This window comes from Zhihengliuella halotolerans (assembly GCF_004217565.1).
In the GTDB taxonomy this organism is placed as follows: Bacteria; Actinomycetota; Actinomycetes; order Actinomycetales; family Micrococcaceae; genus Zhihengliuella; species Zhihengliuella halotolerans.
In genome coordinates, this window is sequence record NZ_SHLA01000001.1 from 3072488 (window position 1) to 3096575 (window position 24088).

31 protein-coding genes are annotated in these 24088 nt (G+C 70.4%); 13 read left to right on the forward strand and 18 right to left on the reverse strand.

Annotation, left to right across the window (positions count from 1 at the left end; all coding sequences use genetic code 11):
* Positions 1-7: 7 nt before the first annotated feature.
* On the reverse strand, positions 8-1801 hold the full coding sequence (locus tag EV380_RS14110; RefSeq protein ID WP_242607641.1) for a choice-of-anchor I family protein: 1794 nt from the start codon (positions 1799-1801) through the stop codon (positions 8-10).
* Between the two features lie 164 nt (positions 1802-1965).
* Between EV380_RS14110 and EV380_RS14115 the strand changes: the two genes are divergently transcribed.
* Positions 1966-2778, forward strand: a complete 813-nt coding sequence (locus EV380_RS14115; protein WP_242607642.1) for an HAD family hydrolase — start codon at positions 1966-1968, stop codon at positions 2776-2778.
* Here EV380_RS14115 and EV380_RS14120 read toward each other — a convergent pair.
* Positions 2775-3563 carry a MerR family transcriptional regulator gene (locus EV380_RS14120; RefSeq protein WP_130451668.1) on the reverse strand — a complete coding sequence of 263 codons (789 nt, stop codon included), beginning with the start codon at positions 3561-3563 and terminating at the stop codon, positions 2775-2777. The two genes, EV380_RS14115 and EV380_RS14120, sit on opposite strands and share 4 nt — an antisense overlap.
* 240 nt (positions 3564-3803) lie before the next feature.
* Here EV380_RS14120 and EV380_RS14125 point away from each other — a divergent pair, with 240 nt between their 5' ends.
* Positions 3804-5324: an arylsulfotransferase family protein gene (locus EV380_RS14125; RefSeq protein WP_165391975.1), complete on the forward strand. Its 1521-nt coding sequence runs from the start codon at positions 3804-3806 to the stop codon at positions 5322-5324.
* 4 nt (positions 5325-5328) lie between these two features.
* On the opposite strand, the gene EV380_RS14130 is transcribed toward EV380_RS14125, so the two are convergent.
* Both EV380_RS14130 and EV380_RS14135 read right to left on the reverse strand, forming a co-directional pair.
* A complete protein-coding gene (locus tag EV380_RS14130) occupies positions 5329-5613 on the reverse strand; it encodes a hypothetical protein (RefSeq protein ID WP_102159189.1) in 285 nt (94 codons plus the stop codon).
* A 90-nt stretch (positions 5614-5703) separates the two neighbouring features.
* Positions 5704-6330 carry a hypothetical protein gene (locus tag EV380_RS14135; RefSeq protein WP_130451670.1) on the reverse strand — a complete coding sequence of 209 codons (627 nt, stop codon included), beginning with the start codon at positions 6328-6330 and terminating at the stop codon, positions 5704-5706.
* Between the two features lie 74 nt (positions 6331-6404).
* Between EV380_RS14135 and EV380_RS14140 the strand changes: the two genes are divergently transcribed.
* Together EV380_RS14140 and EV380_RS14145 are read left to right on the forward strand one after the other, a co-directional pair.
* Positions 6405-6737: an ArsR/SmtB family transcription factor gene (locus EV380_RS14140; RefSeq protein ID WP_130451671.1), complete on the forward strand. Its 333-nt coding sequence runs from the start codon at positions 6405-6407 to the stop codon at positions 6735-6737.
* On the forward strand, positions 6734-7444 hold the full coding sequence (locus tag EV380_RS14145) for a cation efflux transmembrane domain-containing protein (protein ID WP_130451672.1): 711 nt from the start codon (positions 6734-6736) through the stop codon (positions 7442-7444). The genes EV380_RS14140 and EV380_RS14145 overlap by 4 nt, the downstream gene beginning before the upstream one ends.
* Before the next feature lie 55 nt (positions 7445-7499).
* Here EV380_RS14145 and EV380_RS14150 read toward each other — a convergent pair whose 3' ends face one another.
* A complete protein-coding gene (locus tag EV380_RS14150) occupies positions 7500-7922 on the reverse strand; it encodes a DUF1761 domain-containing protein (protein ID WP_130451673.1) in 423 nt (140 codons plus the stop codon).
* A 90-nt stretch (positions 7923-8012) separates the two neighbouring features.
* The gene (gene yczE / locus EV380_RS14155; protein WP_207219435.1) at positions 8013-8741 is read right to left on the reverse strand and encodes a membrane protein YczE; all 729 of its coding nucleotides are present in this window, start codon (positions 8739-8741) and stop codon (positions 8013-8015) included.
* Positions 8742-8801: 60 nt separating this feature from the next.
* On the opposite strand from yczE (EV380_RS14155), the gene yczR reads away from it, so the two are divergent.
* On the forward strand, positions 8802-10301 hold the full coding sequence (yczR, locus tag EV380_RS14160; RefSeq protein WP_130451674.1) for a MocR-like transcription factor YczR: 1500 nt from the start codon (positions 8802-8804) through the stop codon (positions 10299-10301).
* Here yczR and yczE (EV380_RS14165) read toward each other — a convergent pair.
* Positions 10271-10921, reverse strand: a complete 651-nt coding sequence (yczE, locus tag EV380_RS14165) for a membrane protein YczE (RefSeq protein WP_130451675.1) — start codon at positions 10919-10921, stop codon at positions 10271-10273. The two genes, yczR and yczE (EV380_RS14165), sit on opposite strands and share 31 nt — an antisense overlap.
* Positions 10922-11107: 186 nt before the next feature.
* Complete coding sequence (locus EV380_RS14170; RefSeq protein ID WP_102159203.1) at positions 11108-11587, reverse strand: inorganic diphosphatase; 480 nt, start codon at positions 11585-11587, stop codon at positions 11108-11110.
* Positions 11588-11738: 151 nt separating this feature from the next.
* Here EV380_RS14170 and dacB point away from each other — a divergent pair, with 151 nt between their 5' ends.
* From dacB to EV380_RS14200, 6 genes are all read left to right on the forward strand, one after another.
* The gene (dacB, locus tag EV380_RS14175; RefSeq protein ID WP_207219437.1) at positions 11739-13097 is read left to right on the forward strand and encodes a D-alanyl-D-alanine carboxypeptidase/D-alanyl-D-alanine endopeptidase; all 1359 of its coding nucleotides are present in this window, start codon (positions 11739-11741) and stop codon (positions 13095-13097) included.
* 172 nt (positions 13098-13269) lie between these two features.
* Positions 13270-14370: a zinc-dependent metalloprotease gene (locus EV380_RS14180; protein ID WP_130451677.1), complete on the forward strand. Its 1101-nt coding sequence runs from the start codon at positions 13270-13272 to the stop codon at positions 14368-14370.
* Complete coding sequence (gene tilS / locus EV380_RS14185; protein ID WP_130451678.1) at positions 14371-15510, forward strand: tRNA lysidine(34) synthetase TilS; 1140 nt, start codon at positions 14371-14373, stop codon at positions 15508-15510.
* Positions 15511-15582: 72 nt separating this feature from the next.
* Positions 15583-16134, forward strand: a complete 552-nt coding sequence (hpt, locus tag EV380_RS14190) for a hypoxanthine phosphoribosyltransferase (RefSeq protein ID WP_102159207.1) — start codon at positions 15583-15585, stop codon at positions 16132-16134.
* 118 nt (positions 16135-16252) lie between these two features.
* Positions 16253-16735, forward strand: coding sequence for a DUF2975 domain-containing protein (locus EV380_RS14195; RefSeq protein ID WP_102159208.1), 483 nt, complete (start codon positions 16253-16255; stop codon positions 16733-16735).
* Entirely contained in the window at positions 16735-16944 is a 210-nt protein-coding gene (locus EV380_RS14200) for a helix-turn-helix domain-containing protein (RefSeq protein WP_130451679.1), read from the forward strand. Before EV380_RS14195 ends, EV380_RS14200 begins: the two co-directional genes overlap by 1 nt.
* Positions 16945-17020: 76 nt before the next feature.
* Here the strand turns inward: EV380_RS14200 and EV380_RS14205 are convergent, their stop codons facing one another.
* The 10 genes from EV380_RS14205 to EV380_RS14250 form a co-directional block, all read right to left on the reverse strand.
* Positions 17021-17206 (reverse strand): CsbD family protein, encoded by a 186-nt coding sequence (locus EV380_RS14205; protein ID WP_102159210.1) that lies wholly within the window; start codon positions 17204-17206, stop codon positions 17021-17023.
* 68 nt (positions 17207-17274) lie between these two features.
* Positions 17275-17919, reverse strand: coding sequence for an Asp23/Gls24 family envelope stress response protein (locus EV380_RS14210; RefSeq protein ID WP_130451680.1), 645 nt, complete (start codon positions 17917-17919; stop codon positions 17275-17277).
* Positions 17916-18452, reverse strand: coding sequence for a DUF6286 domain-containing protein (locus tag EV380_RS14215; protein ID WP_130451681.1), 537 nt, complete (start codon positions 18450-18452; stop codon positions 17916-17918). The genes EV380_RS14210 and EV380_RS14215 overlap by 4 nt, the downstream gene beginning before the upstream one ends.
* Positions 18449-18829 carry an Asp23/Gls24 family envelope stress response protein gene (locus tag EV380_RS14220; RefSeq protein WP_130451682.1) on the reverse strand — a complete coding sequence of 127 codons (381 nt, stop codon included), beginning with the start codon at positions 18827-18829 and terminating at the stop codon, positions 18449-18451. The genes EV380_RS14215 and EV380_RS14220 overlap by 4 nt, the downstream gene beginning before the upstream one ends.
* A gap of 1 nt (position 18830) precedes the next feature.
* Complete coding sequence (locus EV380_RS14225; protein ID WP_102159214.1) at positions 18831-19013, reverse strand: DUF2273 domain-containing protein; 183 nt, start codon at positions 19011-19013, stop codon at positions 18831-18833.
* A 3-nt stretch (positions 19014-19016) separates the two neighbouring features.
* Positions 19017-19502 (reverse strand): Asp23/Gls24 family envelope stress response protein, encoded by a 486-nt coding sequence (locus tag EV380_RS14230; RefSeq protein WP_102159215.1) that lies wholly within the window; start codon positions 19500-19502, stop codon positions 19017-19019.
* Positions 19503-19595: 93 nt separating this feature from the next.
* Positions 19596-19997, reverse strand: coding sequence for a hypothetical protein (locus tag EV380_RS14235; RefSeq protein ID WP_102159216.1), 402 nt, complete (start codon positions 19995-19997; stop codon positions 19596-19598).
* Positions 19990-20562, reverse strand: coding sequence for an Asp23/Gls24 family envelope stress response protein (locus EV380_RS14240; protein WP_130451683.1), 573 nt, complete (start codon positions 20560-20562; stop codon positions 19990-19992). Before EV380_RS14240 ends, EV380_RS14235 begins: the two co-directional genes overlap by 8 nt.
* Positions 20553-21128 (reverse strand): RNA polymerase sigma factor, encoded by a 576-nt coding sequence (locus tag EV380_RS14245; protein ID WP_130451684.1) that lies wholly within the window; start codon positions 21126-21128, stop codon positions 20553-20555. The genes EV380_RS14240 and EV380_RS14245 overlap by 10 nt, the downstream gene beginning before the upstream one ends.
* Before the next feature lie 97 nt (positions 21129-21225).
* Complete coding sequence (locus EV380_RS14250; protein WP_130451685.1) at positions 21226-21693, reverse strand: Lrp/AsnC family transcriptional regulator; 468 nt, start codon at positions 21691-21693, stop codon at positions 21226-21228.
* A gap of 126 nt (positions 21694-21819) precedes the next feature.
* On the opposite strand from EV380_RS14250, the gene EV380_RS14255 reads away from it, so the two are divergent.
* Both EV380_RS14255 and EV380_RS14260 read left to right on the forward strand, forming a co-directional pair.
* Positions 21820-22446, forward strand: a complete 627-nt coding sequence (locus tag EV380_RS14255; protein ID WP_130452253.1) for a LysE family translocator — start codon at positions 21820-21822, stop codon at positions 22444-22446.
* Positions 22447-22711: 265 nt separating this feature from the next.
* The gene (locus EV380_RS14260; protein WP_130451686.1) at positions 22712-24085 is read left to right on the forward strand and encodes a pectate lyase family protein; all 1374 of its coding nucleotides are present in this window, start codon (positions 22712-22714) and stop codon (positions 24083-24085) included.
* Positions 24086-24088: the final 3 nt, after the last annotated feature.

Genomic DNA, 24088 nt, shown 5'->3' on the forward strand with positions numbered 1-24088 from the left:
CGGCGGGCTACCGGGCGGAGACCTCGATGATGCTCGTCGAGCCGGAGACCTCGTTGCCGACGACGAGCAGCGGGGACCCGGACGACGAGTCCGCCGCCGAGATGAACGCGATGGACTCCGGGCCGAGGTCGCCGGCGGCCGCCAGGGTCTCGGCCGGGTCGGCGCCGTCGTCAATCGCCTTCTCGGCGTTGACCGAGAAGTCGCGGTTGTTCACGTAGGTGACGAACTCGCTCGACGCCGGTTCGGTGACGTCGTAGACCATGACGCCACCGACGCGCTCGAGGCCGATGAACGCGTACGTGAGGCCGTCGACCTCGCCGAGGGCGACGGCCTCCGGCTCGGGCCCCTTGTCGTCGGAGCGCGCGTCGAATTTGGTCTCGCCGTGGTTCGAGTTGAAGTGTTCCGGCACGGCCTCGGCGAGGATCCGCTCGAACTCCTCACCCGAGTCGAAGACGAGGTCCCCGTCTCCGTCGACGATGGAGAATCCGCGGCCACCGAACCCGTAGAGGGTCTCGAAGCAGGAGCCGTCGTCGCTCAGGCCATCCGCCGTCGTCACCTTGAGCCGGCCCAGATTCTCATCCGAGGTGAGCTCGTCGAGGCCCATCCCCGCCTCGGCGGCCACGGACGCGCAGACCGGTGCCAGACCGTCGTCGCCGAGGTCCTTGACGCGGACCTCCTCGGAGAAGCCGTCCCAGTCCCGGGTGTCGCCTTCGTTGGCCGTGACCGTGTAGTCGGTCCCGGAGCGCCGGAACGTCGCGATCGAGTCCGGCTGCCGGAAGCTCTGCACGGGCCAGGTGGCCAGGTTCACCGCGTCGTCCTTGTCGGAGGCGTCGAAGGCGACGTTGTTGTGATCGACGGTGCCCAGCGGCAGGAGGTCCGTGAACTTTCCGGACTTGATGTTCAGCACTGCCAGGGCGTTGGCCTCCTGCAGAGAGACGTACGCGGTCACGCCGCCGGGTGAGACGGAGATGTACTCGGGCTCGAGGTTCTCGGAGACCGGGAACTCCGGGGTGCCCGTCCCCGCGTCCTCGCGGCCGCCGAAGATGCGCACGCCGTCCGGCACGGAGTCCTCGAAAGCGTGGAAGTCGGCTTCGGCGACCTGCCGCTGGGAGACGGCACCGCGAAGGCCGTTGCCGCCACCCGTCCTGCCGCGGACGGCGTCGTCGATGGTCTTCGGCAGGGTCACGATCGAGACCGTGCCCTCCGGGTCGATGCTGTAGTCCTCGGCGGGTTCGCCCTCGTTGGCGACGAGCGCGGTCTTCCCGTCGCCGGTCACCGCGACCATGTCGGGCAGGTGGCCGACGCGCACGGCGCCGAGGATCGTGGGCGTCTCGCCGTTCGCGTCGAAGTACAGCAGCCAGCCGGCGTCGGTCTTCGTCGGCGATTCGACGGCGGCCAGGCCCAGGCCGTCCCCGCGGACCGCCACGGAGTTGGCGACGGCGCCCGCCGGGATCACGGACCCGTCGGCGGCGGTCACTCCGGCCGCGGACACCTCGTAGAGTTTGCGCGGGTCTGCCGGGTCGGCGACGTCGAGGATTTCGACGGCGCCCGCGTCCGCATTGACGATCATCACGCGCTGCGCGCCGGGGTAGTGGGCGACAACCTCGGCGGCCCCCGTGTCGAAGGTCCCGGTCGCGTAGGAGCCGAGCGGCGTGAGCGACAGGCGCGCGCCCTCGGCCGAGTGCTCGACGGCGCCCGCGACGGCGGGTGAGGCGTCGGGCGGGGCGGCGGCCGCCGTCGTGCCGAGAAGGCAGGCGATCGCGGCGACGGCGCCGATGGAGGTGAGACGGGGGTGGTTCACGGCGGGCTCCCGGGCTGGGTCGGCGGCATGTTCCCCGCGAGACTACGGACCCGAAACCGTCCGCCGGCGAGCAGGAGGTGACGGGCCGGTGAACGGCCGCGGATTTTCCGGCGTTCGGCCAGTCTCGAATCGCGGGGCGGGCGAGTCAGTGGTTGACTGGATCCATGAACAGCAAGATGATCTGCCTGGACGTCGACGGGACCCTCGTGAATCACGAAGGGCACATGAGTCAGGCGGTACGCGAATCCGGGCGGGCCATCGTCGACGCCGGGCACACCGTGGTGATCTCCACCGGGCGCTCGCTCGGGGCAACGCTTCCGATTGTGGAACTGCTCGGCGTCGAGCACGGGTACGCCGTCTGCTCCAACGGAGGTGTGACCCTGCGCATCGACACGTCCCTGCCGGACGGGTACGAGGTGATCGACCGCCGCACGTTCGACCCGGCCCCCGCGCTGCGGGCCATCCGGCAATCCCTGCCGACCGCGAAGTACGCGCTCGAGGACGATGAGGGCAATTTCCTCTCGACCGAGCGCTTCCAGGACGCGAGCTTCGGTGTCGAGGCCAAGGGCGTGAGCATCAACGAGATGATGCGCGCGACGGCGACGCGCCTCGTGGTGTTCTCCACGGACTCGACCGCCGAGGAGTTCGGCCATGCCGTCCGCACCCTCGGGCTCGAGGGCGTGACCTACTCCGTGGGTTGGACCGCGTGGCTCGACATCGCCGCCGAGGGCATCAACAAGGCGACCGCCCTCGAGGCGCTGCGCGCCAAGCTCGGCGTCGCCCCGGAGGCGACCCTTGCCGCCGGCGACGGCCGCAACGACATCGAGATGCTCGCCTGGGCCCACCGCGGCGTGGCCATGGGCCAGGCACCCGACGAGGTCAAGGGAGCCGCCGACGAGGTCACCGCCCCCGTCGAGCAGGACGGCCTGGCCATCGTGCTCAACGGACTCCTCGACGACCGGGCCGCCCTGCGCTAACTCCGCCGCGCAGCCCACTCGGTCAGTGCCGCCCGCACGAACTTCGCGCCGGCCTCGCCGCCGTAGTTGGCCGCGAACCGCGGGTCCGCGACGTACATGTCGGCCAGCCCCAGGATGTACCCGGTGTCCGGTTCGCCGCCGGCGCCGGGCGTGCCCGGGATGCCGGAGAGCCACGCGACGTGCCGGGCCGCGAGATCCTGCGCCCGATCCGAACCCGGCTCCGTCCCGGCCTCGGCCGCCGCAGCCCAGTCGGCGCCGAGCTGCCCCGTCCGCTCCTGCCAGTCGGCGCGCTCCGCCTCGCCCATCGATCGCCACCAGGCGTCCGACGCCTTGTACGCGTCGGCGCCCCAGCGCTCGGTGACCTCGTCCTTGTATTCCGTGTGGTCGAACCCGTCGAACATGTTCTCCGCCATGAGCTCGCCACCTCCTTCCAGTGTTTTCAGCGTGTCCTCGACCGCCGCGATCTGCCGCGCCAGCCGTTCCTGCTCGCCCCGCAGCGCCGTCAGGTGCGTGCGCAGGGCGCCCGCCTGCGGTTCCGGGTACGACGACGGCGCTTCGCCCGTCGCGTCGAGGATCTCCTTGATCGCCGGCAGGGGCAGGCCGAGCTGCCTGAACAGCAGGATCCGCTGTAGGCGCAGCAGGGCCGCGTCGTCGTAGTACCGGTACCCGTTGTGCCCGACGCGCGAAGGCGTCAGGAGGCCGACGTCGTCGTAGTGGCGCAGGGTGCGACTGGTCGTCCCGGTGAGCCGGGCGACCTCGTTGATCGCATAATCGCCGTGTCGCATGGCGCTCCCTCCTTCCTCGCGGCGGGCCCGTTCGGGCGGGCTGCACACCACGCTAGAAGTTGACGTTACGTCAAGGTCAAGGCCGCGTCGTGGACCGGTCGTCTACAGGACGCCGCCGGTCGCCCGGCACCTCTTGTCGTGGAGGGCCGGGGCACCTAGATTTGATCTATGGGAGGCCGAGCAGGACGGCACCCGACAGTGCTCCGCACTCTGTTCGCAGGTGCCCTTGCAGGGACGCTCATGGCGTCTCTGGCTAGCTGCCGTCCGGCCGATGGGGCCGACGATGAGGACAAGCTTCCGGTCCCGCACCAGAGCTTCGTCACCCGACCGGACCTCGCGCCGCCCGAAGTGAGCATCACCCGGCACGGGGACGGTGCCTCGGAGCACCATGTCTTCCTGACCCCGAAATTCAGGACGGACACCCCGGTCGATGGTGCGGTGATCGTGGCCGCCGACGGACAGCTGGTCTGGATGCGCGCCGTCGACGGGGACGAGCCGGGCAACAACCTGTTCGATCTCCGCGTGCAGGAGTACCTCGGAGAGCCGGTGCTCACGATGTACGAGGGAACCAACGAGCGCGGCCGGGGCAATGGGGAGGTCCTCATCCTCGACGAGACCTACACCGAGATCGCGCGCGTCACCACTGGTGGTTCCCTGCCGCCGGGGCACGCCGATTTCCACGACACGGCCATCACCGGCGACGGGACCATGCTCATCGCCGCCTACGAGCCCGTGCCGGCGGATCTCTCCTCCGTGGGCGGGCCCGCCGACGCCTACGCTGAGGACGCCGTGATCCAGGAGATCGACATCGCCACCGGCGAAGTGCGTTTCGAGTGGAGCGCCCTGGACCACGTACCCGTGGCGGAGACCATGGTCGACTTCCAGGAGAAGAAGGCGGAGCTGGAGGAGGAGGCGGAGGAAGTGGAGAAGGACGAGGAGTTCAACGAGCTCGGCACCGAGGAGAAGCCGTTCGACTACTTCCACATCAACTCCGTCACCGAAGATGGGGACGGAGCCCTGCTGGTCTCGGCCCGGCACACGAACGCCGTCTACAAGTTGGACCGGGACACCGGGCGGGTGGTCTGGACCCTGGGCGGGTCCGCCAGCGATTTCGAGCTGGGTGAGGGGGCCGAATTCACCTGGCAGCACGACGCCCAGCGGTCGGCGGACGGAACGCTGACGCTGCTGGACAACCACGCCCACGGCGCGGACGACGACGAATCCTCCCGCGGGCTGCGCCTGGCGCTGGACGAATCCGCGATGACCGCCGAGGTGGTCACCGAATACCTCCCGCCGGAGGAGCGGATCGCCGGGAGCCAGGCAAATGCTCAGGAACTGCCCGGCGGCAACATGCTGATCGGCTGGGGGCAGAAGCCCTTCTACTCCGAGTACACCCGCGACGGCGAGATCCTGTACGACGCGTGCCACGGCGACGCCTGCCGCGGTGAAGAGTTCGGGGGCGGCGGCGCCAGCTATCGCGCCTACACCTTCGAGTGGGAGGGTCGCCCGGCGGCGCCGCCGGACGTGGTGGTGCAGGACGACGACGAACGCACCGCCTACGTCTCCTGGAATGGCGCTACGGAGGTGGCGCAGTGGCGCCTGCTCGCGGGTGAGGACGAGGCCGGCGCCACGGAGGCGGCCGTCGTCGACCGCGAGTCATTCGAGACGGCGATCCCCGTGCCTGAAGGCGCGCTCTATGTGTCCGTCGAGGCCCTGGACGTCAACGGCGAGGTCCTCGGCACCGCTACGCCCGACGGATAAGGGGTCACCCAGCGGCGAGGAGCAGTGCGCCCACCGTCCCGGCGATTCCGACCACCAGCAGGGCGCCAAGGGCGACGATCCCGACGGCCAGGCCGCCCAGCCGCTTGACGTCCCGGTGCACCGTCGGGGCGAAGGGCAGCGGCCGCTTGACGTCCCGGTCGCCGGTGCTGCGGTGCGCCGCGGTGCGGATGCGCCCCTCGAGGCCGGCGCGGCGCGGGCCTGGCAGAGCGAGGTGGCGTGCGGAGGCGAGCGGGCTCGGGCCCGCGTCGAGCGCTGGGTTGAGAGTCATGGCGTCCTTCGGTTCCGGTGGGTCCCCGTCCTCTTAAAGGCGGACGGGCCGGAAACGTGACGCGGATTCGGCGGATATCTTCTGCGCGGGTCAGGCGGCGAGGCGGAGCAGGGCTTCCGCTGCCGGCCGGGCGGCGGCCTCGTCCTCCGCGTGGGCGCGGAGGATCGCCTTCGAGACCGCCTGTGAGGAGATTCCCAGCGCCGCGGCGATGTCCTTCTGCTGGCCGCGCACGCCGGGGACTAGGAGGTCGACGACGGCCCATTCGGCCTGAGTCCGCGCGGCGACGAGCCGGCCGACGAGGCGCAGGACGGCCTCGGCCTGCTCGGCCGCGACCGGGTCGGCGCCGGCAACGGCGAGTGGCAGGCGTTCGCCGGGCTTCAGCGGCGCGGTCGAGGCGCGGGACGTGTCGATGCGCTGGGCGCGCGTGACCGCACGGCGGGCGTGCACGAGCGCGGGCCCGCGAACGTCGTCGAGCGCCTCCGGGAGCGGCTCGTGCAGCGTGCCGGCTCCGAGGCCGACGTTCCAGCGGCGCTGGCGCAGCGCGATCAACACGGCCTCGACCGCGGGCGCGGGCTCAGCGAGGATGCCGATGGCCTCGTCGCCGACCGAACGCTGGAAGGGCAGGGCCGTGGGCAGACCGCTCAGCGCGTGCGTGAGCTCGTCGACGCGGTCGCCCGCCTCACGCGTATCCCGCTGGTTGATCGTCACAACGTACATGCTGGTCAGTATGCCATTGCCGGCAACCCGCCCCCAGGTTCAATTGATACACGATCTTGTGTACCGTTTGGTGTGTGGACACTCTGACGGATACGCATGCGGCGGCCCTGGCACGGCTCGGCTACGCCCTTTCCGATGCCGGTCGGGCGCGCATCCTGATGCGCCTGCGCGGCGGCGAAGCGACGCCGTCGGAGCTCGTGCTGATGCTCGGCGCCAGCAAGCAGGCCGTGTCGAACCAGCTCGCCTGCCTGCGCGGGTGCGGCCTCGTCGTCGCCGAGCGCCGGGGCCGCAACCAGGTCTACCGGCTGACGCAGGCGGCGCTCGCCGACGCCCTCGACGCGCTGGCCGCGCTCACGCTCGACGTCGACCCCGACTGCTGCGGCCCCGCGGGGTGCACGTGCCGATGACGGCGACGCCCGCCACCGCCGCGCCGAGCCCCGCCCGGCGGCTGGTTCTGGCCCGGCGCATCCGCTGGATCGTGGCCGCCACCATCACCTACAACGTGATCGAGGCGGTCATCGCGATCGGCGCCGGGGCCATCGCGTCCTCGAGCGCGCTCATCGGCTTCGGCCTCGACTCGATCGTCGAGGTTCTTTCCGCGGCCGCCGTCGCCTGGCAGTTCGCCGGACCGGACCCGGCCAAGCGGGAGCGGCGGGCACTGCGCCTGATCGCGTACTCGTTCTTCGGGCTGGCCGCCGTCGTCCTGTTCGATTCCGTTCGCTCGCTCGCCGGGTTCGCCGAGGCCGAGCACTCGACTGTCGGCATCGCGCTCGCCGCGGTGAGCCTCGCGATCATGCCCGCGCTGTCGTGGTTCGAGCGCCGCACGGGGCGCGAGCTCGGGTCCGCGTCCGCGGTGGCCGACTCGAAGCAGACTCTGATCTGCTCTTACCTCTCCGCCGTGCTGCTCGTCGGCCTGCTGCTCAACTCCCTGCTCGGCTGGTCCTGGGCCGACCCCGCGGCGGCGCTGGTCATCGCGGCCTTCGCGGTCCGCGAGGGGATCGAGGCCTGGCGTGGCGACGTGTGCTGCACCCCGGTCTCGCAGCTGGTGGCTGAGGACGACGACGCCGCGTGCGCGGACGGGTGCGCGCCGGACTGCGACTGCTGCGCCAGGTGACCTCCCGGTCCTGACCCGTCGAACGGGCCGAACGTGCGCCGGCGCCGTGTCAAGGTCATCCGACGCCGAAGAGGCCGATCACGAGGCACATGACCAGCACCGTGACGAGCTCGTGCGCGATGTTCAGCACGGTCAGGCCGGCCGGGCGGCCCTCAAACGCGTCGTGCGTGACGAAGCGTGCCGCCGTGAAACCCGCCCAGAGGATCACGCCGGTGACGAAAACGCTGGTCAGGAACGCGCCGCCGTAGAACTCGTGGGCGATGGCCGCGGACCCCGCGAGCACCCACGCCGAGACGAAGCTGACCACGAGCGTGATGAGGATGGGCCGGATCGCGTCCTTCGAGTCGCCCGAGGGTGACACCTTCGCCAGGCGCATCCAGAGATTGCCGAAAACCTTGGGGGTGTACCAGATCGACCCCACCACCATGGTGGACAGGGTGGCGACGATGACGGCCCAAATGTTGATGTCGGGGACCATGGCGTACTCCTCGATTCGACTCGGATGACCGCTGTGACTTGAGTGTACGCCGCAGGTGAATGCGTGACGAGAGTTACTGGCGGCACGGCCTCAGGGCGAGGTGACGGGCAGGGGGCCGGTCGTCGTCGACGCCGGCGACTCGCCCCGGGCCGAACTCGAGGCCGGCCGGCCGGGCCGACCGAGGTCTACCACGGTGAAGCGCAGGAAGAACTGTGTGGACGGGCCAATCAAGAGCGCGTAGGCCACGGTGCCCAGCCCCACGACGCCGCCGAGCAGCCAGCCGATCGCCAGCACGGACACCTCGATCACGGTGCGGATCAGGCGCATACTCAGCCCCGTGCGCAGGTGGATGCCGGTCATGAGCCCGTCGCGGGGCCCCGGGCCGAACTGCGCGCCGATGTAGAGGGCGCCGCCGATCCCGTTGATGACCAGGGCCGCGCCGACGGCCGCGATCTGCCATGGGAGTCCCTCGATGGGCGGCACGAGCCACAGGGTGATGTCGGCGGCGATGCCGAGCCACAGCACGTTGGCGATGGTCCCGAGCCCGGGCCACTGCTTGAGCGGGATCCACAGCAGCAGTACGACGAAGCCGAGCAGGATGATGATCGTGCCGATGCTCAGCGGCATCCGGGTGCTCAGCCCGTAGTGCAGTACGTCCCACGGGGCCTGGCCCAGTTCTGCCCGGATGAAGATCGCCATGGCGGCTCCGAAGAGGGTGAGACCGACGAACAGGTTGACCAGCCGCAGCGGCAGGCGGCCGGCGCGAAGCTGCTGCAGGGGAGTGAGCGGGAGGAGCTTGGGGTGTGATGTCTGGGCCATGAGCCCACTCTCCGCCATATTGGACCTTGAAAAAATAGCCAATTGCGGCAGAATGGCTCCATGAGCACCGTCACACCGGCCCGCCGCCTCGGCGGCACCCGCCTCGCCGCCATGCTCGGGGCGCCCGACTCCGCCCGCCCCGCCTACGCGTGGCTCGCCGAGTCCATCCGCCAGCTCATCGCCAACGGCCGCGTCATCCACGGCACCGCTCTGCCGAGCGAACGCCAGCTCGTCGACGCCTTGGGCCTCAGCCGGACCACCGTCTCCCGGGCGTACGCCGAACTGCGAGACCGCGGCTACGCCAGCGCCCACGTCGGCGCCGGGACCATCGCCCGAGTTCCCGGCGGTCCCGTCGCCGGGGGTGGCGAGCCCCTGCCGCTCGGCGGTTTCGGCCCGCGCGGGGGCTCCTCCGGCGAGTACGACGACGGCGGCGAGCCCACCGCCGTCGACCTCACCTGCGCCGCGCCGTCCGCCCCGCTCGGGCTGGCCGACGTCTACCAGGAGGCGCTCGACGAGCTGCCCGCTTACATCAATGGGATGGGCTACTTCCCGCTCGGCGTCCCGGCACTGCGCGAGGCGATCGCGGCGGACTACACCCGCCGCGGCGTGCCGACCGACGCCGACCAGATCCTCGTCACCTCCGGCGCCCTGGCCGGTGTCGCCGCGACCGCCCGGCTGCTGCTGAAGCCGGGCGCCGTCGCGCTCGCCGAGAGCCCCACGTACCCCAACAGCGTCACGTCGCTGCGCCACCACGGCGTGCGCGTGGCCTCGGTGCCGATCGGTGCCGACGGCACGGACGTCGACGCCGTTGCCGGGGGGCTGCGCTCCAGCGGGGCGCGCGTCATGCTGTGCCTGCCGGACTTCCACAATCCCGTCGGCACGCTCGCTTCCGACGAGGTGCGGGAGCGGTGGGCCGGCGAGCTGCGCCGGGCCGGGGCCACGGGGATCGTCGACGAGACGTGTGCGCGCCTATGGCTCGACGAGGAGCCCGATGTGCGGCCCATGGCCGCGTTCTCGAACGACGTCGTCACGATCGGCAGCGCCAGCAAGTCCCACTGGGGCGGGCTGCGGCTGGGCTGGATCCGGGCGCCGCACGCGATGGTCGGCGGGCTGGCCCGGATGCGCATGACCCTGGACCTCGGGGCGCCTGTGCTGGACCAGCTGGTGCTCGCCCGGCTCATGGAGCGCGGGTCCGGGCTCGTGCCGGAGACCCGCGAGCGGCTGCGCTCCACCCGCGACGCCGTGCTGGATCAGGCGGCGCGGCTGCTGCCGGACTGGCGGGCTCGCCGCCCGGCCGGGGGCCTCTCGCTGTGGTTCGAGCTGCCGCGTCCGGCGTCGACGGCGCTGGCCGCTGCGGCCGAGCGGCGCGGGGTACTGCTGGCGCCCGGCTCGGCGTTCGCCGTCGAGGACCACGGCCTGGAGCACTGGATGCGCATCCCCTTCGCGCAGACCGAGCGGGAGCTCGCGTGGGCGCTGCCGCGGATCGCCGAGGCCTGGGGCGAGGCGGCCGGCCGGGAGCCGGGGCCGCGTCAGCGGCGGGCGATGTCAACCACCGTGTAGCGGAAGAAGAACTGGGTCAGCGGGCCGATCGAGATGGCGAAGACCGCCGTTCCTATCCCGACCACGCCGCCGAGGAGCCAGCCGGCGCCCAGCGCGGCGAGCTCCATGCTGGTGCGGATGAGGCGCACGCTGAGCCCGGTCTTGAAGTGGAGGCCCGTCATGAGCCCGTCGCGCGGGCCGCCACTGAACTGCGCGCCGATGTAGAGGCCTGTGCCGAGCGCCGCGAGCACGGTCGCCGCGGCCATGACCGCCAGCTGCCAGCCGATCCCGTGGACCGCGGGCATGACGGCGATGGTCAGGTCGGCCATGGGGCCGACCGCAAACGTATTCGCCACCGTGCCGAGGCCGGGCCACTGCTTCATCGGGATCCACAGGAGCAGGATGACCAGCCCGAGCAGCACGATCACGGTGCCGAAGCTCACCGGCAGGCGCGTGCTGATGCCCTGGTGCAGCACGTCCCACGGGGAGAGGCCCAGGCCCGCCTGCACGAACAGGCCGACGCCCGCGCCGAGGATGACGATTCCGAGCGCGAGCTGCGTCAGCCGGCGGGCCTTCCGGGGTGCGCGCAGCTGCTGCTTCGGGGTCATCGGGATGAGGCGGGGGCGCGGGCTGTCGTGCATCGTGCTGATTAAATCGCCCGCCGCGGATTCCCGCTATCGACCGCGTCACAACGGAGCGAATGCGCATCGAGCCATGCGCGCGGAGCATGGGCCGATCCCGGCTGCGCGCCAACGCAACGACGAGTGGCGGTCCGGAAGAGATTCCGGACCGCCACGCGTCGTTGCGTTGGGTTCGCTAGAAGGGGATCAGCCCTTGAAGCGCTCGATCGAGGCGGCGAGCTCGGCCTCGGCGGCCTCGCGGCCCTGCCAGCCCTCGGCCTTGACCCACTTGCCCGGCTCCAGGTCCTTGTAGCGGGTGAAGAAGTGCTCGATCTCCTTGATCAGCCACTCGTCGACGTCCTCGAGCTCCTTGATGTGATCGAAGCGCTTGTCGGTCGGCACGCACAGCAGCTTCGCGTCGCCGCCGCCGTCGTCCGTCATGTTGAAGACGCCGATGGGGCGGGACTCGACAACAACGCCCGGAACCAGGTCCACACCCGGGATCCACACCATGGCGTCCAGCGGGTCGCCGTCTTCGCCGAGAGTGTCGTCGAAGTAGCCGTAGTGGGTCGGGTACTGCATCGGTGTGAAGAGCACGCGGTCCAGGCGCAGGCGGTGCGTCTCGTGGTCGATCTCGTACTTGACGCGCGATCCGGTGGGGATCTCGATGGTGACGTCGTGGCTCAAAAGAGTCTCCTTGCAATGTGCGCCCGCCCTGCGAGGCCTGTCGGCACGTGCCGGTTGCGGGCACTAAGGTTTTGTACAGTGCTGTGGCAAGCGTATATTGCGCGGCCACGTCCGTCCCAGAATTCCCCGCCGACATGTGATCGAGGTCCCCATGCGACGCGTCTTCGAGGCCGTCACCGCGGTCCTGTTGGTGCTGGTCGTCGCCGGTCTGCTCGCCGTCGCGCTCCTGCCGCTGGCCCCGGCCGTGTTCACGCGGACGACGCCGCTCGTCCCCCAGGCGTCCCTGCCCGCCGTGGCGCCGGCCCATGTCGAGAGCGAGGCCCCGGCGGCCGAGGCCGTGTCCCGGTCCGCGGTCGCGGACGCCGTCGAGCCGGTGCTCGCGGACGCGCCGGCCGCCGCGGGGCGGCTCTTCGGGGCGGTCGTCGACGTCGCCACCGGCGACGTGCTCTACTCCCGCAACGGTGACGAGATCGGCGTGCCAGCCTCGAGCCTGAAGACCGTGACGGCCGCCGCCGCGCTCAGCGTGCTCGGCGAGGACTCCCGGCGGGCGACGGAGGTGTACCTGGACGGGGACGCCGTCGTGCTGGTCGGCGGCGGGGATGTCCTGCTGACCGACGAGGGGATTGAGGAGCTGGCGGCTGAGGCCGCCGAGGCCCTCGCCGAGGACGCGGACGACGACGGGCGCACGCTGCACGTGGTGCTCGACGACACGCTCTTTGCGGGCAGCACGCTGAGCCCGCACTGGGATGCGTCGCTCGTGACGAGCAACAACATCGCCCCCGTGATGCCGATCGCGATGAACGCGGCGCGCACGTCCGAGGCGAAGGCGGCGCCGCGCGCGTCCGACCCGGCGATGAGCGCGGCGCTCGCGTTCCACCGGGCGCTCGCTGCGGCGCTGGACGACACCGGCGTGGCCCTGGGTGACGACGTCGTGCGCGGGGGCCGGGGCGCGAAAGCCGAGCCGATCGCGAACCTCGAGTCCGCGACGACCGTTGAGACGGTGCGCGTGATGACCGAGGACTCGGAGAACTACGTGGCGGAGACGCTGGGCCGGCTCGTCGCGCTCGAGTCCGGCCAGCCCGCCAGCTTCGGCGGCGTCTCGGCGGCGCTGACCGCCGCCGTCGAGAACATGGGGGTGGACACCGCCGGGCTGCGCCTCGTCGACGCGTCCGGCCTCGCCGCCGCCAACCGGATCTCCCCGGAACAGCTGGCCGGAGTCCTCGCCGCCGCGTCCGTGTCCGGCAGCCGCGACCTGCGCGAGGTGTCCTACATGCTGCCGATCGCCGGAGCCACCGGCACGCTGTCGGAACGGCTGGATTCGGACGCGACGCGCGGGAAGGTCCGGGCCAAGACGGGGACTCTCGCCGGCGTCGTGACGCTGACTGGATACGTCGTCACGGACGGCGGACGGTTGCTGACCTTCTCCTTCTTCGCAGAGGATGTGCCCGGAGCGCTGGGGGACTCGCGTGACGTGCTCGACGCGGCGGCCGCCGAACTGGCGGGGCTGTAGGGACGCCGCGAATCGACGAGCCGGACGGTGCGAACCTACGGGCAAAGCACTCGAAACTGCGAGCAGACTGCTACGAATGGACGAGCGCGGAACCGCTCTGTGCGCAATCCGGTCCTGGTATCAGTGGCCGGAGCGCCGGGTAATTCGCAGCGGTTCGTGATTCGATAGGCGCATGGACACTTCGCAGGCACCCGCCCGGCAGCCCGACGGTGATCCGGCCGTCGCACCCGCCCGGCTGATCGACTTCGAGCTCGCCGCCAAGACCGCCGCGACCCTCAGCACGCCCGGGCCGCGTCTCACCGGTGCCGAAGTGCAGGCCGTCGTCGCGGACCTGCGCGCGCACGCCGAAGCGTCCGTCGCCCACGTGCATGAGATCTCCGGACTCGAGGCCGCCCGCGACCTCCGCGATTCCGAAGTCTTGATCGTCGACCGCACCAGCTGGGCGCGCGCCAACGTGCACAGCTTCGAAGCCATGATCGACGCGCCCCTGCGCGCCGCCGCCGCCAAACACGCCGACAAGATCTCCGGTGCCGCGGGCGAGGTCGGCTCCCGCGTGACCGGCGCCGAGATGGGGGCGATCCTCGCGTTCCTGGGCTCCAAGGTGCTCGGCCAGTACGACCCGTTCGCGCCCCTGAAGCGCCCGCACATCCCCGCCGCGGGCCGCCTGTTGCTCGTCGCGCCGAACATCGTCGAGGTCGAGCGCGAACTCGGCGTCGACCCGACCGACTTCCGCCTCTGGGTGTGCCTGCACGAGCAGACGCACCGCGTGCAGTTCGCCGCCGCACCCTGGCTGCGCGACCACCTGCTCGAGGCCATCGCCGAACTCGTCACGGGCATGCTCTCCAAGGCGGACTCCCTCAGCGACCGCATTTCGCAGCTGCTCAGCGAGAAGACGTCGCTCTCCTCCCTGTTGCAGGACGACCACGACAAGGAGATCATGAGCCGCCTGACGGCCGTGATGAGCCTGCTCGAGGGCCACGCGAACGTGGTCATGGACGGCGTCGACGCCTCGATCGTTCCGACCGTGAAGACCATCCGCCAGCGCTTCGCCGCGCGCGGCTCCGATCGCGGGCCGATCGAGAACTGGCTGCGGAAGCTCCTCGGCCTCGACGCCAAGATGCGGCAGTACGCGGACGGGCAGCGCTTCGTCTCCGCGGTCGTGAAGGAGGTCGGGCTCGAGGGCTTCAACCGGGTCTGGGAGCGTCCCGAGCACCTGCCGAGTGAGCACGAGCTGCACCACCCGCACGAGTGGGTCGAGCGCATGGGCGCCTGAATGGGCGGCCGACTCCCGCCCCAGCTCGCCGCCGCGCGCCGCGCGGTCCTCGCCGCCGTGTCCGCGTGGCGCGACGCCGGCTTCCCCGGTGCCTCCGTCGCGTCCCGGTACGACGACGCCGCCGCCGACGCGCCCGCACCCGAGTCCTCGCCGCACGTGCTGCTCGCCGTGAGCGGGGGAGCGGATTCGATGGCGCTGGCCGCGACCGCCGCGTTCCTGGTCCACGCGTCCCACTTCGGCGCCTCGGCCGTGCTCGTCGATCACGGTCTGCAGCCCGGCAGCGCCGACGCGGTCGCGGCCGCCGCGGAACGGGTGCGTGCGATGGGGCTGTCCGCCGTCGTCGTGCGCGCGAGCGTCCCGGAGCCCGGCACTGAGGAGCAGGCGCGGCACGCCCGCTACCGCGAGCTCGAGGCTGCAGCGGCGGAGATCGAGGCCGAGACCGGCCGGCCCGTGGCCATTCTGACCGGGCACACCCTCTCCGACCAGGCCGAACAGGTGCTGCTGGGCCTGGCCCGCGGGTCCGGGACCCGATCGGTGGCCGGAATCCCGGCCGCCCGGGGGCGCGTGCTGAGGCCGTTCCTCGGCGTGAGCGGTGCAGGGTCGCGCGCCGAGGGCCTGTGGCGGGCGGACACTGAATTCGTGTGCGCCCACGAGTCAATCGAGGTCTGGGACGACCCCACCAACGCCGAGCGCGACGCGCTGCGCAACCGCGTCCGGCTCGATGTGCTGCCAGCACTCGAAGAGCATCTGGGCCCGGGGTTCGCGGCCTCGCTCGCGCGGACGGCCGGCCTGGCCGCGGCGGACGCTGATCACCTCGACGCGCTGGCGGGGGAAGCGTACGCGGGCGCCGTCGTGCGGGACGGGCCCGGCGTCGTCGTGCTCGACCTCGCCTCCGTGCGCGCGCTGCCCGCGGCCCTGGGACGGCGCGTGCTGCGCAGTGCGGCGCAGGCCGCCGGGGGCGAGGCCCCGACGTACGAGCGAACGCTCGCGCTCGAGCGGCTCGTCGCCGGCGCCGGGTCGGCCGGGCCGGTGCAGCTGGCCGGTCATGTCGTGGCCCGGAGGCTGCGCGACGGGCGCGGCCATGGGCACGCCGGACCAATTCTGCTGGTGCAGGCGGCGCGGGGAATCATCGAGGGGTAACCTAGGTGCTGTAGCCGTCAACCGCGCCCCACGTGACCGGCGCGGACACCCGAGACTTCAGGAGCCCCTTTCGTGGATTCGAACGACGTCAGCGCCGATCTGGCACACGTGCTCTACACCAAGGAACAGATTCAGGAAAAGATCACCGAGCTGGCCGCCCAGATCGACAAGGACTACGAGGGCCGGGACATCCTGCTCGTCGGCGTCCTCAAGGGTGCGTGCATGGTCATGGCCGACCTCTCCCGCGCACTGCACTCGCACGTGACGATGGACTGGATGGCCGTCTCCTCCTACGGTTCGGGTACCACCAGCTCCGGTGTGGTCCGCATCCTCAAGGACCTCGACTCCGACCTCATGGGCAAGCACGTGCTGATCGCCGAGGACATCATCGATTCCGGCCTGACGCTGTCCTGGCTCAAGTCCAACCTGCAGTCCCGCGGGCCGGCTTCGGTCGAGGTCTGCGCGATGCTGCGCAAGCCGGATGCCGCCAAGGTGAATCTGGACGTGAAGTACGTGGGATACGACATCCCCAACGAGTTCGTGGTCGGCTACGGTCTGGACGTCGCGGAGAAGTTCCGCAACCTGGACTGCGTGGCGACGATCGCCCCGCACGTCTACCAGTAACACCGCGCTGAGGCCCGGTCCCGGAAGGGGCCGGGCCTTTCGCGTGAGCGGCCGCCCGTGCCGCGACCCTAGCCACGATCTATTGACTTTCGATAGATGGTGATCGAGAATCGTTTGCATGCATCAGGTTGATCGAATCGTCACACCCCTACGCGTGCTTCTGGCCCTGCTGTTCGCCGGCCTGCTGGGTGTGCAGGGGCTCATGGTGGCGGTCTTCCTGCACGAGGCCGCCGACAACGACGGCGCGCTGCCCGTCCCCGTGCTCGTGATCCTCGGCGCCGTCTGCCTCCAAGTGATCGCCTACTTCACGTGGCGGCTGCTGACGATGGTTCGCGCGGGCAGCATCTTCACCGAAAACGCCTTCCGTTGGGTCGACGGCATCTTGTGGACGCTCGGCTCGGGGCTCGTGCTGTGGTGGGGCTTCGCCGGCGTAGTCGGCTTCTCGGCAAGATTCTCCGATGCCGACATCCCGCCGGGCGTAGTGCTGATGCTCGGAATCCTCGGCCTCGCGGGGGTCGTCGTGCTCTTGCTCGTCGTCGTGATGCGCGCGCTGCTGCGTCAGGCGACGTCGCTGCGGGCCGAGATGGAAGGGGTCATCTGATGGCCATTGTCGTGCGGATAGACGTCGAGCTGGCGAAGGCCAAAATGAGCGTGGGCGAATTCGCGGAGCGGGTCGGGCTGACTCCTGCCAACGTGGCCGTTCTGAAGAACGGCCGTGCCAAAGCCATCAGGTTCAGTACGTTGGAGGCTATTTGTCGGGTGCTGGGCTGCCAGCCCGGTGACATTCTGGAGTGGGTCGAGGACGAATAGCAGCGGAGGCGGAGTGGAAGAACCCACTCCGCCTCCGTCGTGTCACCGGTTCGGTCGGCTCTAGCGAGCCGGTCGCTTACTTGTCGAAGGCGTCCTTCACGGCGTCCTTGACGTTCTCGCCGGCCTGTTTCGCCTTTGCGGCGGCCTGATCGGCGTGGCCCTCGGCCTGCAAGCGCTCGTTGTCCGTGAGCTTGCCGGCGGCCTCCTTGGCCTTGCCGGTGGCTTCCTGAGCTTTGTTGCCGATCTTGTCTCCGAGTCCCATGGTGGTCTCCTTCGTGTTGTTGTTGTTACGGCACCCGGTTCGTCCCGTGTGCACGATCAAGTGGTCTGTCAGCTGCTTCGAGGTGCGGTTCCAGCCGCTGGCTGGAGTCCGGTCCTGACGCCGGAGGCATTGCGGGCCACCGAGTAGTGGATCGCCAGGTGTTCGAGGGGCCGTCCCAGAGATCGCGCCGCATCAGCTGCCACTCCGGTCTCCAGCGCCTCCGTGAGCTCGCCGAGGCGTGCGGCCGGGTCCGCTTCGATGTGCAGCAAGAGATTCGGCGCTCCTGCACTCCCGCGCAGCACGGCGCGGGCAGAGCTGACCCGCGGCAGTGCCTCAGCAGCGTCGGCTACAGCTGATTCGAGGACTTTCGGGTCCATCGTCGTGGCCCCAGCTGCGGGGTCATCCGTGAATCGCAGAGTGCCTGCCCGGCCGGAGCGGGGGAGCTGACGCAGGAGCCAGGCGATGCCGAGTACAGCCAGCACGATTCCCAGGCCGATCACGACGGCGGGGCTCCACGCGAGCTCCAACAGGTCCGGCGCCCCTTCAGCGATCCTCGCCTCCGGATCGGCCGTGATACCCCCAGCCCACGACGGCGTCGCGACCTCCACGGTGCGACCCAACCACGGCCACAACGCCCAGAGCCCGCCGATCAGGAGCATGAGCCCCACGACGAAGAGCACCGTCCGGTTCAACCCTGCTGGGAAGGTCCTCATGAGGAACTCACCATCCTGACTGTGGTGCGCGGGACGCTGCCGTCCAACGCGGAGCGAAGGACGTTTTCGGAGGCAGCGGAAACCGCGGTGGATAGATCGCTGTGGTCGCGCAACGGAGTGCGGGCAACCACGCTGACTTTGTGGCCTCGGACGCGGGCCCGGCACGTGCTTACTCCGTCGATACCGCCGACCCGGTGTTCAACCATGCGTTCGATTCCGCGCCGCGTGACCACCGCTTCGACGCTCTCGGCGCTGCGTGCCGGACGGCTCGACGGCCTGCCGGGCAGAACCGCGCACAACAACAGCACTAGACCGATGACTGCGGCGGCGGCACCACCAGCAGCGACCAGCGGTGCACCCCAGGCCTGTGCCCCGAACTCGGCGATCGCGGTCGCTGCGCCAGGCCAGGTGCCGTTGCTCAAACGCAGAACGGCCAACGTGACCAGGCCCGCACCAGCGGCGGCAATGACGAGTGCGACGATCGTTGCCGGCGTGACACGTGCCGGCCGGCGGCTCAGCGAGTGGTTGCTCATAGGACCCTCCTGACCGGTGGTGCGGATTCGAACCAGTCCACCCGGATGTCGACGGGCGATGCCGTCACTCCGGCGAAACGCTGGACATCCTCCACGATCGTGCGACGGACTTCCTCGGTGGTCGCCCGGATGTCGGCGGGAAACCGCAACCCGATTCGGACGTCCAGCGCGGCGGACGTGCCCGCCAAGGTCGCGGAAACGGGTGGCAGCGAGTCGAAGTCGTTGCTGGCGCCCACACCGAGGACGCCGCCGCTCCGGGCTCCGACCGCGGGGTGGGACGCTGCGGACTTGGCCGCGATCCGGCTGACCACCCGTTCGTTGATGGTCAGCCGGCCGCGATCTGCGGGCGCCAGCTGGCTGCTGTGGTTCCCGGCCATGTCAGCGCCGGCCTTGGAGACGGCCTGCCCAGTCCACGATGTCGACACGCCCGTCGAGGACACGGCCGATCCCGAAGGCGACCGCCGCGACGACGGCGACCAGCAGCATGCGCCAGAACCCGCCGAAGGCCCAGACCGTGCCGAGGACGAGCCCGACGACGATGCAGAAGCGTGCGCTCGTCATGGCCTACTCCAGGCGATCGGAGCGGTCGGAGGCGGCATCGTCGTCGTCCTCGGGGAGGTGGATATCGGTCACGTTGACGTTGACCTCGATGACCTCCAGCGACGTGCCGTGCTCGACGGCCTGGATGACGCTGCGACGGATGTCCTCGGCGACATCGGCGATCGCGACGCCGTACTCGACGACGATGCTGACGTCGATGGCGGCCTGGCGCTCGCCCTTCTCGACACTCACGCCGCCGCTCACGTTGGTCTGCGAGCCGGGGATGCGCTCAGAGAGCGAGTTGATGGCACGGCGTGCTGCGGTGCCCATGGCGTAGACGCCGGGAACTTCGCGGGCGGCGATGCCGGCCAGCTTCTGGACCACCGATTCGGCGATCGTGGTGGTCCCGTGTTCGGTCTGCAGGGGGCCTTCGAGCTGAGGCTGCGCCGACTCCTTGGCCTGAGCTTCCTCCGTGGTCTTCGGCAGGGCCTGGGCTTTGTTCTCGGTCATGATCTGATCCCTTTCGTCTGACTGGGTGTTGGTCTTACATGAGTACAGACGTTGGGGGCGACCAGATCGTCACGCCGAAATTCAAAAAACTTTTCAGGCGCCCACTTCTGTGTCCGGTAGGGGTGCTCGCTCAGTGCTTTGCGCTTCGTTCCCGGTGACTGGATTCGGGCCGTGCTCGAGGACCGTGACAGCAACGGACGAGGTCTCGATCCCGTGTCCGGTGAGCACGGCGTGCACGAGGTCCTGCACCGCCGCGGCGATGTCGGACGCCGGTTGTCCGGCGGTCACGGCGATGTCGATCGACGCTTCGGTCGCCCCGCGGCCGCCGGAGAGACGCAGGGAGTCGTGCGGCGCGCTGCTCCGCGTCGCCAGGGACTTCACGACGGCGAGGGTCGGCGGGAAGACGGCGGCGACGCCGTCGAGCTCCATGACCTGCTGCACCGCGTCGGCGCGGGCTCGTTCGGAGGGCGAAGGGGTGCGGTTGGCGTTACTCATCGATGATGTCCTCCACGGTGATGTCGACGCTGGCCGGGGTGACGCCCAGTTCCGCGGCCAACGCGTCGGTGACGGCGGCGCGCAGCCGATTGGAGAGGTCGACGGCGCGTTCGCCGGGCCGCATCTGCACATTGACCTGGCAGACGACGGCCGGGTGTCCGCTGGCGTCAGTAGCGCTGCTGGCTCCGTGGCGGCCGAGCTCGATCCCTTCGACGGAGTCGGCGGCACGCCTGATGACCTCGTTGAGGACGAAGACGCTGATGTCGATCGGGCCGCGCTGCGAAACCTTGACCCGCACCCGGCGGCCGCGGCGGATTTCGGCTCGAATGCCCTCCATGGCGGAGCGCCGGATGCGTTCGAGCGCGGCGTCCTCCTCCGCAGTCTCCTCCGGATCGGTGCGCCACCGGCGGGTCGCCTCCAGCAGTGGCTGGAGTCGCTCTCGCTGCTGGGTGCAGTGCGGGCAGGCGCGCTCATGGGCGTCGGGAGGAAGGTCCAGCCGGTCCCAGATGTCGTCCTCGGAGCGGTCGCACGATGGTGGCCCCCCAGGCCCTGGCGTCATTTCCATGAGTCCATCCTTTCGGCCAGTGCGGCACGGGCGCGAGCAATCCGGCCACGCACTGTGGGAAGCGGCTCACCGCTGATGTCCGCGATGTCTTGATAGCTCAGTCCGTGGAGCTCGCGCAAGGTCCACGCCTCGCGCTGCGGCACGGGCAGTGCGGCGACGTGGTGCCGAAGCTCCGAGAGGGCGAGCCGGGTTTCGACGGCTCCTTCGGGCCCGGTGTCCGGGTGGCGACCCGACTCGCTCGCGGTCTGCTCGGCTTCGCGCTCCGCGGGGTCGCCGCCGTCGGGCCGCCGCTTCCTGATGATGTCGATGCAGCGATGGGAGGCGATGCGGTACAGCCACGTCGAAACGGCCTCGGCGGCGCGCAGCGTCGGCAAGCGGCGCCACGCCGTGACGAGCACGTCCTGGACGGCGTCCTCGGCGTCGGGCCCGTTGCCGAGCATGCCGCGGCAGTACCGCAGAATTCCGCGCTGGTACCGGCGCACCAGTTCTTCGAAAGCGTCCAGATCGCCGGACTGGGCGCGGGCCACCAGGAGGGTGTCGTTCAAGGTGTCGACCGACTCGCTCATGCGCGCCTTTCGCTCGTTGGGTCCAGGACCCGATTCGGCCAGCCCTGGAGCGGCCGGCCGTGAGCACGAGACTAGCAGGGCCGGCGCCCGGTCGCCGTTAGCCGCGACGACCGCCCAGCGGAAGGTCCCGGTGCTCGACGATGCTCTTCATGACCAGGGTCGAGCTGAGGTTCTGCACTCCGGGCAGCCGCGTCAGCTCGTCGTCGTAGAGGCGCTGGAAGTGCGGCAGGTCGACGGCGACGACCCGCAGCAGGTAGTCCGGACTGCCGAAGAGCCGCTGCGCCTGGACGACGTGCTCGATGGCCGCCACCGCCGTCTCGAAGGCCTCGATCGTCTCCCGCGCCGTCGTGCTCATGTTGACGAACACGAGCGCGTCGAACGTCAGCCCCAGCACGGATGCATCCAGATGGGCTCGGTACCCCGCGATGGCACCGGAGCGCTCGAGAGAACGCAGGCGGCGGTGGCAGGGGGAGACGCTCAACTGCACGCGCTCCGCGAGCTCGGTGACGGATAATCTCGCGTCGCGCTGCAGCTCAGCAAGAATCTTCCGGTCAATATGGTCCATGCGAAGAATCTTCCCCCATTTTTGTCGGAATTCCGGTAGAAGTTGAGAACACCTTCGAATCGATCCGGCCTAGTCTGCCCAGTGGGCCGCGCGGGGCGGACCGGAGAAGGGGATTTCGACGTGGAGATGCAGACGGTGTTCGCGTTCTGGCTGGTGTCGACGCTCTTCGTCGTGACGCCCGGTGCCGACTGGGCGTACGCGATGAGCGCGGGCATCCGCCACCGGTCGGTGGCCCCCGCGGTGGGCGGCCTGCTCTCGGGGCACCTGCTCGTGGTCGGGCTCGTCGCCGCAGGCGTCGGCGCGCTGCTCGCGGCGCACCCGTGGGCGCTGACGACGCTCACCGCCGCCGGGTGCGCATACCTGGTCTGGCTCGGCGTCGGAACGATCGCCCGCCCTGCGGTCCCGTCGCTGGGCTCCGCCGCCGGTGCCTCCCTAAGCGGCACCGGCGTCTCGCGCCAGGTCCTCAAGGGGGCGGGCATCAGCGGCCTGAACCCCAAGGTCTTCCTGCTCTTCGTGGCACTGCTGCCGCAGTTCACCGACGCTGCAGCCGCGTGGCCCGTCGCCGGGCAGATCGGCGCCCTCGGCGCTGTGCACCTGGTCAGCTGCGCCGCCGTCTACGCCTCCGTGGGCCTCGCCGCCCGCCGCGTCCTGGGGGCCCGGCCGACGGCGGCGCGGATGGTCTCCCGGCTCTCCGGGGCGGCGATGGTGGCGATCGGCGTCATCCTGCTAGTCGAGCGGGTCGCGGCCGTCTGAGGGGTCGTATGAGGCCGGGCCGGCGCGGACCGGCGGATCCGCGCAGTGGCCGACGCGCGCCGCCACCAACCCTGAGGGACTCGCGTCTTGCCGAAGGCGCATAACCCCTGCCGCGTGGAATGCGCTTGCTGGTAGCTTCCTGAGCATCGATCAGCAGTGATGTACATCACCAGCGCGAGGTGTCCGGTGGGGCGGGCGGCGAGGCGTTCCGCGTGATGCGGGCTGACCGTTGTCCATGAGTATTCCAACGATGGAAGAAGTGAGCATGCGAAGCAGCAGCAGAATTCGGGCGGCCGGAGCGGTGGCGACGACGTTGTCGGCCGCCCTCCTCGCCGCCACGGTCGCAGCGGCCCCGGCGGGGGCCGCACCCGGCGGTCAGGCGAGCGCGAACGGGCAGACGGCGCGGGTGGCGCTGGAGCGCCAGGTCCTGGGCGCCGACGACGGCTGGGGATCGGCCGGATCCGGCACCACGGGCGGCGCGGACGCCGCCGCCGGGCACGTGTACGACGTCGACTCGCGCGCCAGCCTCCTTGCAGCCATCGACGAGGCAGGCGATGCGCCGAAGATCATCCGGGTGCACGGCGTGATCGACGGCAATGAGGGGCCGGATGGGCGCCCGCAGACCTGCGACGCCTACGCGGAGGGCACCGGCTATGACTTCGCGGAGTACCTCGAGGCGTACGCGCCACAGAACTGGGGATGGGACGAGGAACCGCGCGGTGCGCTCGAGGACGCCCGCCGGGCCGCGGCGACGAATCAGAAGAACTGGATCCGCTGGGACATCCCGTCGAACACCACGATCGTCGGCGCCGACGCAGATGCCGGCATCACGGGCGCCGCCCTGCGCATCAACGGGGAGCGCAACGTGATCGTCCGCAACCTGACCATCAGCGACTCCCGCGACTGCTTCCCGGGCTGGGACCCGACCGACGGTTCGAGCGGGAACTGGAACAGCGAGTACGACCTGCTGCAGATCATCAACGGCACGGAGAACGTCTGGCTGGATCACAACACGTTCACCGACGCCCCGAACTTCGACGACGAGCTGCCGGAGTACTTCGGCCGCCCGTTCCAGGTGCACGACGGCGCGGTGGACGTCACGAACGGTTCGAACTTCGTGACCATGTCCTACAACCGCTTCGAGGACCACGACAAGCTCATGCTGATCGGCTCCACGGACTCGCCGACGCGCGGGGACCCCGGCAAGCTCAAGGTCACGATCCACCACAACGTCTTCAAGGACATCGGCCAGCGCGCTCCGCGCGTCCGCTACGGCCAGGTGGACGTCTACAACAACCACTTCGTCCTCACGGACGACTCGCCCGTGGCCTACGGCTACCTCTTCGGCGCCGGCGTGGAGTCGCACCTCTACGCGACGGACAATGCGATCACGGGCGATGTCGACGCGGCCACGGTCATCAAGAACTGGAAGGGCGACGCGGTCTACACGGACGGCAACGTCCTCAACGGCCAGAAGGTCGACCTGCTCGCCGCCCACAACGACGCCGTCGCCGCCGAGACGCAGCTCGGCCGCGACGACTCGTGGGCGCCCGAGCGGCGCACTACGGTGCATGCGGCCCAGGCGGTCCCGGCACTGCTCGCCACAGGCACCGGACCGATCTTCACGGCGGGGGAGTAGGCC

What these genes read in the sequence shown, in the direction of transcription:
- EV380_RS14180 (WP_130451677.1), top strand. Translation starts at nt 13,270, where the DNA reads ATGGACACTTCGCAGGCACCCGCCCGGCAGCCCGACGGTGATCCGGCC.
- yczE (WP_130451675.1), bottom strand. Translation starts at nt 10,921, where the DNA reads ATGCACGACAGCCCGCGCCCCCGCCTCATCCCGATGACCCCGAAGCAG.
- EV380_RS14260 (WP_130451686.1), top strand. Translation starts at nt 22,712, where the DNA reads ATGCGAAGCAGCAGCAGAATTCGGGCGGCCGGAGCGGTGGCGACGACG.
- EV380_RS14195 (WP_102159208.1), top strand. Translation starts at nt 16,253, where the DNA reads ATGCATCAGGTTGATCGAATCGTCACACCCCTACGCGTGCTTCTGGCC.
- tilS (WP_130451678.1), top strand. Translation starts at nt 14,371, where the DNA reads ATGGGCGGCCGACTCCCGCCCCAGCTCGCCGCCGCGCGCCGCGCGGTC.
- EV380_RS14220 (WP_130451682.1), bottom strand. Translation starts at nt 18,829, where the DNA reads ATGGCCGGGAACCACAGCAGCCAGCTGGCGCCCGCAGATCGCGGCCGG.
- EV380_RS14115 (WP_242607642.1), top strand. Translation starts at nt 1,966, where the DNA reads ATGAACAGCAAGATGATCTGCCTGGACGTCGACGGGACCCTCGTGAAT.
- EV380_RS14150 (WP_130451673.1), bottom strand. Translation starts at nt 7,922, where the DNA reads ATGGTCCCCGACATCAACATTTGGGCCGTCATCGTCGCCACCCTGTCC.
- EV380_RS14250 (WP_130451685.1), bottom strand. Translation starts at nt 21,693, where the DNA reads ATGGACCATATTGACCGGAAGATTCTTGCTGAGCTGCAGCGCGACGCG.
- EV380_RS14245 (WP_130451684.1), bottom strand. Translation starts at nt 21,128, where the DNA reads ATGAGCGAGTCGGTCGACACCTTGAACGACACCCTCCTGGTGGCCCGC.
- yczE (WP_207219435.1), bottom strand. Translation starts at nt 8,741, where the DNA reads ATGGCCCAGACATCACACCCCAAGCTCCTCCCGCTCACTCCCCTGCAG.
- EV380_RS14210 (WP_130451680.1), bottom strand. Translation starts at nt 17,919, where the DNA reads ATGAGGACCTTCCCAGCAGGGTTGAACCGGACGGTGCTCTTCGTCGTG.
- EV380_RS14230 (WP_102159215.1), bottom strand. Translation starts at nt 19,502, where the DNA reads ATGACCGAGAACAAAGCCCAGGCCCTGCCGAAGACCACGGAGGAAGCT.
- EV380_RS14255 (WP_130452253.1), top strand. Translation starts at nt 21,820, where the DNA reads ATGCAGACGGTGTTCGCGTTCTGGCTGGTGTCGACGCTCTTCGTCGTG.
- EV380_RS14120 (WP_130451668.1), bottom strand. Translation starts at nt 3,563, where the DNA reads ATGCGACACGGCGATTATGCGATCAACGAGGTCGCCCGGCTCACCGGG.
- dacB (WP_207219437.1), top strand. Translation starts at nt 11,739, where the DNA reads ATGCGACGCGTCTTCGAGGCCGTCACCGCGGTCCTGTTGGTGCTGGTC.
- EV380_RS14240 (WP_130451683.1), bottom strand. Translation starts at nt 20,562, where the DNA reads ATGGAAATGACGCCAGGGCCTGGGGGGCCACCATCGTGCGACCGCTCC.
- EV380_RS14235 (WP_102159216.1), bottom strand. Translation starts at nt 19,997, where the DNA reads ATGAGTAACGCCAACCGCACCCCTTCGCCCTCCGAACGAGCCCGCGCC.
- EV380_RS14130 (WP_102159189.1), bottom strand. Translation starts at nt 5,613, where the DNA reads ATGACTCTCAACCCAGCGCTCGACGCGGGCCCGAGCCCGCTCGCCTCC.
- EV380_RS14125 (WP_165391975.1), top strand. Translation starts at nt 3,804, where the DNA reads ATGGCGTCTCTGGCTAGCTGCCGTCCGGCCGATGGGGCCGACGATGAG.
- EV380_RS14205 (WP_102159210.1), bottom strand. Translation starts at nt 17,206, where the DNA reads ATGGGACTCGGAGACAAGATCGGCAACAAAGCTCAGGAAGCCACCGGC.
- yczR (WP_130451674.1), top strand. Translation starts at nt 8,802, where the DNA reads ATGAGCACCGTCACACCGGCCCGCCGCCTCGGCGGCACCCGCCTCGCC.
- EV380_RS14225 (WP_102159214.1), bottom strand. Translation starts at nt 19,013, where the DNA reads ATGACGAGCGCACGCTTCTGCATCGTCGTCGGGCTCGTCCTCGGCACG.
- EV380_RS14145 (WP_130451672.1), top strand. Translation starts at nt 6,734, where the DNA reads ATGACGGCGACGCCCGCCACCGCCGCGCCGAGCCCCGCCCGGCGGCTG.
- EV380_RS14200 (WP_130451679.1), top strand. Translation starts at nt 16,735, where the DNA reads ATGGCCATTGTCGTGCGGATAGACGTCGAGCTGGCGAAGGCCAAAATG.
- EV380_RS14215 (WP_130451681.1), bottom strand. Translation starts at nt 18,452, where the DNA reads ATGAGCAACCACTCGCTGAGCCGCCGGCCGGCACGTGTCACGCCGGCA.
- EV380_RS14135 (WP_130451670.1), bottom strand. Translation starts at nt 6,330, where the DNA reads ATGTACGTTGTGACGATCAACCAGCGGGATACGCGTGAGGCGGGCGAC.